At 37.6% G+C, this 11,953-nt stretch carries 4 protein-coding genes; all 4 read left to right on the forward strand.

The window, feature by feature from the left end; translation table 11 throughout:
* Positions 1-21 precede the first annotated feature (21 nt).
* On the forward strand, positions 22-1,932 hold the full coding sequence (locus ES765_RS06410) for an OmpA family protein (protein WP_249356248.1): 1,911 nt from the start codon (positions 22-24) through the stop codon (positions 1,930-1,932).
* A 260-nt stretch (positions 1,933-2,192) separates the two neighbouring features.
* Positions 2,193-5,171: a PA14 domain-containing protein gene (locus ES765_RS06415; RefSeq protein ID WP_171017244.1), complete on the forward strand. Its 2,979-nt coding sequence runs from the start codon at positions 2,193-2,195 to the stop codon at positions 5,169-5,171.
* Positions 5,172-5,495: 324 nt separating this feature from the next.
* On the forward strand, positions 5,496-9,875 hold the full coding sequence (locus ES765_RS06420) for a Calx-beta domain-containing protein (RefSeq protein ID WP_249356250.1): 4,380 nt from the start codon (positions 5,496-5,498) through the stop codon (positions 9,873-9,875).
* Positions 9,876-10,290: 415 nt separating this feature from the next.
* Positions 10,291-11,953, forward strand: a 1,663-nt coding sequence (locus ES765_RS06425; protein ID WP_171017245.1) for a beta strand repeat-containing protein, incomplete at its 3' end; no start/stop codon positions are given.

Raw genomic sequence — 11,953 nt, forward strand, 5'->3', positions numbered from 1 at the left:
AAAGTAAAATGTATACTAGTAATGTTGTTTTTATTTCATGGACTAGCCGAAGCTCAAGAGCGGTTAATAGAAAAAGGGAACGAAAAATTTGAATCATATTCATTTAGTCCGGCAATCGATATTTATAAGAAGGTATTGGATAAGGGATATGTATCTGCAGATTTATTAAGAAAATTAGGAAACTCCTATTACTACAATGCAGAGTATAAAGATGCTGCCAATACGTACAAAAAACTAGTAACAGATTTTTCTAGTCAAGTCACTGCCGAAGACTATTTCAAATATGCCCAGACATTAAAAACATTGGGCGATTACGATACCTCAAGTGCTATAATGACTAAATTTTTAGAAATTACCAAAGGTGATGCACGTGCTACTGCTTTTAATGAAGACCGCGATTATATGGCGAAAATCAAGGAAAATTCAGGTAGGTATAATCTTGGGCCATTCGAATTTAATTCACCATATTCTGATTTTGCCCCTTCGTTTTATAAAGAAGGACTTATTTTTTCCTCGGATAGGGATACCGGTAATTTTGCACGGTATCGTCATACGTGGAACGCTAAGGACTTTTTAGATTTATATGAGGTAAATGCAGATAGTTCGGCATTAAATCGAGTGAAGAAATTAAATGATAATGTAAATACACGTTTACATGAGTCTACATCTGTTGTAACAAAAGATGGTCAAACCTTATATTTCACAAGGAATAACTTTGTTAAGGGGAAATTTATAAAAGACGATAAAGGAATTATTCGTTTAAAAATATTTAGGGCAAAGTTAATAGAATATGGTATATGGGGAGAGGTGGAAGAACTTCCATTTAATAGCGATTCCTATTCCGCAGCAAACCCTGCATTAAGTCCCGATGAGAAAAGGTTGTATTTTGTGTCAGATATGCCTGGTTCAGTAGGTGAATCAGATTTATATATGGTTGTCATAAACCAAGACAGAACATTTGGCTCGCCACAAAATTTAGGGTCAAATATCAATACAGAAGCACGGGAAACTTTTCCTTATATTACTAATGAAGAGATTTTATATTTTTCTTCTGATGGTCATCCCGGACTTGGCGGACTAGATGTTTTTGCAACAAAAATAAAAAGACAGGACTTCACAGGTGAAATACTAAATATTGGAAAACCAGTAAATAGTAATAGCGACGATTTTACTTTTATTTTTAATGAAAATCTAAGAACAGGGTATGTGGCTTCAAACCGAAAAGGAGGCCTAGGTGCAGATGATATCTACAGTTTTACAGAGACAAGGCCGCTGGTATTTGACTGTATCCAAAAAGTTACCGGTACCGTTAGAGATAAGATAACCAATGAAGTTTTGGTTGGAGCAACTATAAAGGTAATTGATGAGAGTAACGAGGAACTTTCAACTACAATAACAGATTCTGAAGGTGAATATAGCTTAGAGTTGGACTGTAATCAAGGAAATTTTGTGAGGGCATTGATGCAAGGTTATATTCCTTTTGAGGAGTACATAGGTATTTCTGATGGTAAACCTAAAATCATCGATTTTTACTTAGAAAGGGATCGCATTACCGCAGGTTTTGGAGATGACTTAGCTAAATTACTTCAATTAAGTACCATTTATTTCGACTTCGACAAATATAATATCAGAAAGGATTCTAAGGTGGAAATTGAAAAGGTAATCGCTGCAATGGAAAAATATCCAAGTCTTAAATTAAAGGTAAATTCTCATACGGATAGTAGAGGGCCGGCAGCCTATAATCTTTGGCTTTCCCAAAAAAGGGCTGAGTCTACCATAAATTATATGATTAAAAATGGTATTTCTTCAGATCGACTTTTAAGTGAAGGTTTTGGGGAAACCAAATTGTTGAATGATTGTTTTGATGGTATTAAATGTACCGCTGTAAAACACGATGTTAACAGGCGATCAGAATTTATCATTTTAGAATAGTTCTTAGGAGCTCTATTTTTCTTCAAGTAAAAGTGTTAAGTCTTTGAGCTCTAGATGCCGGTAATCATATTTGTTGTTTACCTATGTTTTTACAATGTAATATAGCTACTTCACAACAAAATTTAGGTATAGTTAACCACTATAGATATTTTAGCACGTGACGGATTAGGATTATATTTTCAAAATTCTATCGGCATCAGAAATATTTTATGGTTTATAGACACCTACTTATTCTTTTTGGCTTAATTTTTTTTTCTTCGATGCTCAACGGGCAAGAAACCTATTTAGATAACTTCAATTCTGTTTCTTACTCAAATAGTAACGGAAGTGAAACATGGCCAACAAGTTGGATTGAAGTAAATGATAATAATAATCCAAATGGTGGTAGAATTCGAATTAATTCAAATCAATTGCGATTTTCTAATTTAGATGAGGATAGATACATCTATAGATTAATTGATCTTTCTGGGTTTTCACAAGTTACGTTGACTTTTCAATATAATGCAATAAATATAAATGGTACAAGTCTTAACCTCTGGTTAAGAGATTCTAGCGGATCATTTCAATATATATCATCAATAAATGGAGGAAGTGATACTTTTACTTTATCACTTCCTACTAGTTTTATTTCTTCGAATAGTGGATTAGCATTCAATAGTAGTGATAGCGATTGGGATAATAGTAATACTGTTTTTATTGATGATGTAAACTTCACAATTATTTCAGATACTGATGGTGATGGAATCAATGATATTACTGATAATTGCTCATCCACATCAAACCCAAGTCAACTGAATACCGATGGTGATGGTGTAGGTGATGTTTGTGATAGTGATGATGATAATGATGGTATTCTTGATACTGTTGAAGACGGTTCTTGTACGGCAACAACAAATGCTTTATCCTATGAGTTTTATGACTTAGTACCTTCAGGGTCAACTGTTGATAATATACCAACAACTGGTGCTCTTTCGACAGGAGTGATAAATACGTTTAATGTAAGTACGCTCCAAAATTCTGTAGATCCTGGAGATACGGATTCTTTTGCGATACGGTATAGTGGTTCTATAAACATAAGTAATTCTGGAAGCTATACTTTTTATACGAGTTCAGATGATGGTTCAAAACTGTATATTGATGGAGCACAAATTGTAGATAATGATGGGAATCATGGTAATCGAGAACGCTCTGGTACAGTAACCCTTACTTCGGGAATACATTCCATCCAAGTTCTCTTTTTTGAAAATGCCGGTGGACAATCGCTTCAGGTTCAATATCAGGGACCTTCAATAAGTAAACAAAACTTACCTTTTTCTATTTTATCAACCAATATGGGTTGTGATATTGATGGCGATGGGTTGATTAACTCGTTAGATTTAGACAGTGACGGCGATGGTATTCCTGATCATGTCGAAGCGCAAACTACTGCTGGCTATTTAGCGCCAACAGGCGCAGATGCCAACAATGATGGCTTGGATAATGCCTATGGTACAAATGGTTTGATTTCTGTAGATACAGATGGTGATGGAACACCAGATTTTTTAGATACCAATAGTGATAACGAAGGATCAAATGATACAGTTGAAGCAGAAATAACCCTATCAGGTTCTGACTCAGATAGTGACGGATTAGATAATACTATTGATACAACCAATGGGTATGCTGACCCAGGGGGTACCATAGATAATCCATTAAATGCCAATGGAGGTTCTATCACATTACCCGATTCGGATAATGATGCCAGTACGGGAGGTGATGTAGATTATAGAGATGCTATTGATGATTCTTTGAATGAGCCACCTACCATAACAGCTACAGGCGATCAATCTTATTGTCCAGGAACAACAGTCCCAATTGTTGAATCTGTAACGATAACAGATCCAGATGATACTAATATTGCGGCGGTTTATATTCAAATATCTACAAATTATGACAATACAGGTGATGAATTGGTTTTGACAGGGTCTCATTCTGAAATAACAGCCTCATGGGATGTTTCTGAAGGAAAACTAAGTCTTGTAGGTCCAGCGAGTTTAGCATCGTTTGAAGCTGCTATTTTGGCGGTGGTATTTCAATCATCAGCAACGCCTATTGGGGGAACTTTGAAAGAAATTTCTATTGTTTTAAACGAAGCCAATTATTTACAGGCTACTCAGCATTATTACGAATATATTCCAGCTTTGGGAATTACTTGGACGGCAGCAAGAGATGCAGCAGCACTTAGAACTTTTTATGGACTTCAAGGATATTTAGCAACCTTAACCGTTGCTGAAGAGTCAGCTTTATTAGGGAAACAATCAAGTGGAGCAGGTTGGATAGGAGCGAGTGATGCCGCAGTAGAAGGTCAATGGCGTTGGGTAACAGGCCCAGAAGCCGGTACGCAATTTTGGAGTGGTAATGCTACAGGTAGTGTAACAGCTCCTTATAATTATGCCAACTGGAATAATGGAGAACCAAACAATTCAGGAGGTGAAAATTATGCACATATTAATGCACCAGGAACTGGTTTTGATGGTTCTTGGAACGATTTGTCAAATACAGGCTCCGGAAGTGGTAATTATCAACCAAAAGGGTATCTTGTCGAATATGGTGGTACAACAGGAGATCCAGCCCCACCTCAAGTTTCTGCAGTGACTAGAATTTGGGTTGATAGTGTTAGTCCTACCGCCAGTAATCCACCTCCAATTTCAGTTTTTTGTAGTTCAGATGTGCCAACACCAAGTGTAAGTGTTATAACAGATGAAGCAGATAATTGTACTACAAATCCAACAGTTACCTTTATAAACGATATTTCAGATGGAGGGTCTGATCCTGAGATTATTACCAGGACCTATCGAGTAGCTGATGAAAGTGGTAATTCAATAGATGTTACACAAACAATATCAATTCAATCTATTGTTGTGAATACCCAGCCAACAGATCAAGTCGTCATTTCTGGTAGTCAAGCATCATTCACTTCGAACTGGACAAATGCCGATACCTATCAATGGCAGGTCAGTACAGATGGAGGAACAATCTTTAATAATATCCTAAATGGGACAGAGTATGCGGGAACACAATCAGCGGCATTGACCGTAAATATATCAGATGTAACTAAAAATGGCTATCGGTTTCGGGTTTCGGGTTTCAAATCAGGAGCTAGTTGTCCGGCTACAACTTCGGTTTCGGCTTTACTAACAGTTGAGGTAGAAACAGTAATAACCAATCGAAAAATTACTTATAGAGTGAAAAAGTTTTAAATCTATATAAAATTCCTGAAATATAAAGCCATTATCTAAAAGGGGTTAATCGACCAAATCATTTAATTTTTAAAACGGTCTAATTTTTTTTAATGAGTTACACCATAGGAATACCTTCTTTTATAGCTCATAAGATATAGGTTCACAACATTTTTTAGGGCTAGCACATCTGTATGTTTATTTTAGCCAATGATTTATGCGATTTGTATCATTTTGATATAGATCGCATAAATCATTGGCTTAATACATATGAATTTAAAATACAAATTTACTTCTCTCTTCTTAATTCTGATTTCTACTTTAATATATAGTCAGGATACCTACTTGGATAGATTCAATAATGTTTCCTATTCCAATAATAATGGTACTCAGAATTTTAATGGTAACTGGGTTGAATATGACGATGATAACTCACCTTCAGGAGGTAAAGTTGATATTAACTCAAATAAACTTAGGTTCAAAAAACTTAAAGGAGAAAGTATAGGGCGGCGGGTAAACTTAGCTGGCGCATCTTCAGTAGTTTTTACGATGAATTATGACGCGAACAACCGGGGGAATCAATCTTTGGGCGTTTACATCTACAATTTTTCTAATAATAATTTTAACTTAATACAAGATTTAAATTCGAATAATACAGGAACCGTCTCTTATACACTTTCAGCCGCAGAGATAGCGTCCAATCCAGGAGTGTATTTTGCTAGTACAAGTGATAAATGGGATAAAAAGGACGAGATTTTCGTAGATAATGTTCAATTTTCAGCTACGTTCGGTCCAACAATAACCATTAATGATATAACAATTACTGAAGATGCAGGTAGTGCAATTTTTACTGCTACTTCAGGAGGTTCTGCCTCGGGAAGTTCATTTACGGTCGATTATCAAACTGTTGATGACACAGCGACTTCAGGGTCTGATTATACTGCAATAACAGGAACGATGACCTTTAATGGTAACGTTGGGGATACAGAAACGATTACGGTCCCAATTTTAGATGATGTTGCTTTAGAAAACGTGGAGACTTTTAATATTCAAATGACAAGTACGTCTAATTTGAGTGCCGATATTTCAGATACAGCTACTGGAACGGTTATAGATGATGATTCAATAATCATGACCAACGGAAGTAATAGCAATGAATGTGGAACGGTATTTTTAGATCCGGGAGGATTGAACAATTACGGTAACAATCAAAATATCACCCATACCTTATGTCCTAAAATGGGTACAGATTATGTAACCGTTGATTTTACCAGTTTTGATGTTGAGGCTGGTTTCGACTTTTTATATATCTATGATGGGAATTCTACTGGAGCTGCATTAATTGGACAATATGATAATAATAATGTGCCTACTACCATAACCGCCTCTGCGGGTGGGTCTGGTTGCTTAACCTTTCGGTTTACTTCTGATAATAATGTAAATGGAGCAGGCTTTCAGGCTGATATAAAATGTTATCAAGAAGGGCCACGCATAGTTATTGACGACGTTTCTGTTGATGAGGACGCCGGTATAGCTGTTTTTACTGTTACCTCTACACGTGCAAGACATGGTAGAACGGTACCTATTACAGGTTTTGTAAATACTCAGTTCAATGTTAATTATACAACCACAAACGGATCGGCATTGGCTGGTAGCGATTATACTGCGACAACTAGTACATTAACCTTTAGTGGAGCAATTGGAAATCAACGTACTATATCTGTACCCATCTCCAATGATGGTATTCCAGAATCAGCTGAAAATTTCTTTGTGGAATTTACGGGAGTTAATGCGCCAGATGCTCAAGTCAATTTTGACGATACGGGTATAGGAACCATCAATTCCCAAATCTTAGCCAATGATCCATTAACCTTAATTAAAGAATTTGACGGTGAATTCGATTATACCTCTACAGGTGGTACTTTAAGAACCGAGAGTAATGATGGCAATGCTTGTGCTATAACAACGAGTTCATCCAATACGTTGACATCGCCAATTCCCAATACCGGAACAGTTGCAGCTGCTTATCTTTATTGGGTGCATTCTAGTTTTAATCGAGATGAACAAGTCATTTTCGAAGGGCAAACGGTAAATGCAAGCTTTGTATACCAATCCACGCTGACTAATCGTAATTTTTATGGCTATGTGAGTGATGTTACCAATTTGGTTCAGGGTGTTGCAAATATCTCCACCAATGTTTTTGATTTTTCTGGTCTAAGTATAGACACAAATAACCCATATTGCAATTCAGCTACGGTATTAGGAGGGTGGTCATTAATTGTATTTTATGAAGACCCAAACTTGTCCGCGGTGAATATAAACTTATATCAAGGATTTGATGGCCTTAGCAATGAAGGTACTTCATTTACTCTAGATTCTTTCTATGCGATTGCGGGATCTGGTGCAAAAGCTACATTTCTTTCTTGGGAAGGGGATGATACTTTAGATGGTAATACAGGTACTAATCCTGAAGCTCTTTCAATAACAAATCAAGGTGGAATAACCTTCAATTTGACTGGAGATGGGGGTAATCCAGGTAATAATGCATACAATTCCACAATTTATGACAACACCATAGCACCGGTTTATAATACACAAAATATATATGGTGTCGATTTAGATACGTATGATATATCCAATTTTATTACACCTGGTGACACTCAAATAACTGCAAATGTTGACATGGGTCAAGATTTTGTAATAAATATGGCTGTGGTCCTTAAAGTGCCTTCCAATTTAATTGCGGGATCTGTTTTTGAAGATATTAATTATCCTGGTGGAAATGGCAGAAATAATGTAGTATCATTAGGAGTTGGAGTCTCAGGTGCAACCGTTGAGTTATTTGAGTCGAATGGTACTTTCGTTGAGAGAAAAATAACCGATGTAAATGGTGATTATTCCTTTGGTGGTATGCAAGATGGCGACTATCTAATTAAAGTAGTGAATTCAACAGTAAGTTCGACACGAGGAGGAGGGTTGAATTGTAATGATTGTTTCCCTGTACAAACATTCAGGAGTTTTGGCGATGCCACTGCAATAACAGAGGTTACCACAGAAGTAGGAGGTGCAGACCCTTCTGCCACCTTAGATGCCGCGTTGGGGATTTTGACCAATGCACAATCTGTATCCTCGGCAAGTGTTGCAAGCAATGGGGTTACAGGAGTCGATTTTGGCTTTAATTTCAATACTATTGTTAATACAAATAAAAATGGGCAAGGGTCTTTAGAACAGTTTATTCTTAATTCTAATAATTTAGATGAGACAGGATTAGATGTGGAAGCTAACAGTTTGTTCGACCCAGTTGCAGGTGAAGATATTTCTATTTTTATGATTCCGCCTACAAGCGATACTTTTGGAAGAACGGCTGATGCAAATTTTGCAAATGGCTATTTTGATATTTTAATGTCCATCGGAAATCCTCTATCAATAATTATAGGAGACAAGACAATAATTGATGGGCGAACCCAAACAGCCTATTCTGGAGATACCAATACAGGAGTTTTAGGTTCTGGTGGAAGTACCGTTGGCGTTTCAAACATTATGTTGCCAAATTACAATAGGCCCGAGATACAAGTACATAGTGTTGCTGGCGATGTTTTTAGAACAGAAGCAAACAATGTGGGTATAAGAAATCTATCTATTTTTGCCGCTAATAATTCTGGAATTCGGGTCGACGCAGGTTCAGTATCTGTAAATCGAAATATAATTGGTCTCGATGCGACTGGTATTACAGGCAATGATTTAAATATTGGAATAGAGAATGTAGGAGGAGATATAAATATAGACGGTAATTATATCGCTAATGCTGGGGATTATGCAATTTCGATAGATGGAGGTTCCTCCAATATAATTCAGAATAACCACCTAGCAAATAATGGTATTGCCGCATGTGATGATGCAATCTTACTTACTGGAGGTACAGGTATTCAGGTTTTACAGAATTTAATACAGACATCTGCCTCGACTGCAATTGACGGGGAAACTAGCTCAGGTGGTGTCATAATCTCAGAAAATTCGATTACCACATCAGGTCAAGATGGAGGTGATTGTAGTGGTAGCCCGCAACAAATGGCTATTAAACTAGCAGGGGATGGTTCTGAAATAGCAAATAATAAAATTTATTCGAATGGAGGAGCCGGTATAAGTATCATTGGCGGTATTTCTAATCGAATCAGTCAGAATTCCATTTATGCAAATGGTACGGCCGGTGATGCTTTGGGTATTGATTTAAATGATGATGGTGTTACGATAAACGACCTTGCAGATGGTGATTCCGGACCTAATGGTTTAGAGAATTTCCCTGTGGTTTCAGGAGCATATGTAGCAGGTAATACTTTGGTGGTAAACGGATGGGCAGCACCAGGAATAACTGTAGAAGTATTCTTTACCGATATTAATGAAGGTACATCAACTTTAGGAGATAATAAATTAGGTTTGACACAAGACTATGGCGAAGGTCAAATATATATTGGATCTGCTGTAGAAGGTAGCGCTAGTGATCAAGATAGTTCATCTTCTCCCTATACCGATGTAGATGGCAATACAGACAATACCAATAGGTACAAGTTCGAGTTTCCTTTACCACCTGGTACGGTTATAGGAAATCAAATAACTACAACAGGGACTAGATCAAACTCAACTTCTGAGTTTTCACCTATGATTGAAATTAAGGCCTATACCGTCATCACAAATTGGCGCATAACGTATAGGGTGAAAACTAATTAATTTTTTTATTTACTATTTCTAAAACAGATTTTAAAATCAAAATTTATCCTAATTCTCCAATCTGTTAACTTCATATTCATAGGATGAATTTAGGCTTTAAAAGGCTTCTTCAAAGTGTGAAATTTTGAAGTTTATAATACGTTAATTCGTTTCACTGTATTTTAAAAAATTAATAAGTCACACATCTGATATGTGTGACTATAGCTGTGTTTTTTCGATGAACCATCACCACTAGGAAAGCCGAAATTAAAACCCTTACCTCATTTTTTCTTACATATACTATGCAATTACCCGTCTACACAACATTTATTTTAAGGAGCACTAGATATAATTAATATTTGTGGGTCTTGATTACAGTTGATTCATTTTCTTAAAATGATTGGATTAACTGGAATCTACAACTTGAATAACCTATATGAACAACGAATTTTTGAAGGTTGAATTGAATATGAAATGTATGAAGAGTCAAACTACTACAACCCTAGGTAATACCATTAAATCCTTAATGGTAATCTTTGCTTTAATGTTGTCAGGCATCTCAATAGCACAAACCACAGTCACCTTAGAAGATCAGTGTAATTGTGAAGTACTCCAAGGGACGGATGTATCATCTCCTGGAGCTTTAACACCTGCTGGTGCTGATATGGGGGATCTATATGTGAATACAACCTTAGGTACCATATTCTATTGGGATGGGGGTTCTTGGGAATTAACTTCTAGTAGTGATCAACAAATTCAAACATTTAGTTTTGACGGCGTAACAAACCAATTGACACTAACTATTGAAGATGGAGGAACTAGTAGTGTTGATTTAAGCAGTTTAAGTGATACGTTTATCGACACCAATACGACCAACGCAAGCTTAACGGAAGACGGAACTAATCTTATCATCACTGATAGTGAAAACAATACCGTTACTTTAGCTTTAGCTGACATAGCAGCGGCAACGGACACGAACACCATAAATGCCACATTTGCGGTAGTAGGGACAGACCTAGTAATCACCGATAGTGAGAACAATACAGTAACCGTTGCGTTGGCGGATATCGCAGCAGCAACAGACACCAATACGACCAACGCAAGCTTAACGGAAGACGGAACCAATCTTATCATCACTGATAGTGAAAACAATACCGTTACTTTAGCTTTAGCGGACATAGCAGCAGTAACAGACACAAACACTACGAATGCCACATTTGCAGTGGTAGGAACAGACTTGGCGATTACGGATAGTTCAGGCGCAACAGTAACAGTTGCGTTGGCGGATATCGCGGTCGAAGTTAATACCGACGATCAAACAGCTATAGAAGTAAGTATTGCAGATGCAGCAGGCAACTTTACATCAATTGAAGTTGAGGGCGCATTGGCTGAATTAGCTGTTGGTAGCACGGACGACCAGGGGTTGAGCTTGGCTGCAGGTAACATATTGACCTTAGAGGATGGTGGAACAGTAAACCTGTCTACCTTCTTGGATAATACGGACGATCAAACGATCACGACATTCAGCCTTGATGATACGACGGATGTACTGACCCTGACCTTAGAAGATGGAGGGACACAAACGGTGGACTTCACTACGGTATTGGCGGCAGCGGGTACGGATGATCAAACAGCTACTGAAGTAAGTATTGCAGATGCAGCGGGCAACTTTACATCAATTGAAGTTGAGGGCGCATTGGCTGAATTGGCTGTTGGCAGCACGGACGACCAGGGGTTGAGTTTGGCAACAGGCAACATATTGACCTTAGAGGATGGTGGAACAGTAAACCTGTCTACCTTCTTGGATAATACGGACGATCAAACGATTACGACATTCAGCCTTGATGATACGACGGATGTACTGACCCTGACCTTAGAAGATGGAGGGACACAAACGGTGGACTTCACTACGGTATTGGCGGCAGCGGGTACGGACGACCAGGGGTTGAGTTTGGCAGCAGGCAACATATTGACCTTAGAGGATGGTGGAACAGTAAACCTGTCTACCTTCTTGGACAATACGGACGATCAAACGATTACGACATTCAGCCTTGATGATACGACGGATGTACTGACCCTGACCTTAGAGGATGGAGGGA

The organism is Maribacter sp. ACAM166 (assembly GCF_005771495.1).
GTDB lineage: Bacteria > Bacteroidota > Bacteroidia > Flavobacteriales > Flavobacteriaceae > Maribacter.

What these genes read in the sequence shown, in the direction of transcription:
- ES765_RS06410 (WP_249356248.1), top strand. Translation starts at nt 22, where the DNA reads ATGTTGTTTTTATTTCATGGACTAGCCGAAGCTCAAGAGCGGTTAATA.
- ES765_RS06415 (WP_171017244.1), top strand. Translation starts at nt 2,193, where the DNA reads ATGCTCAACGGGCAAGAAACCTATTTAGATAACTTCAATTCTGTTTCT.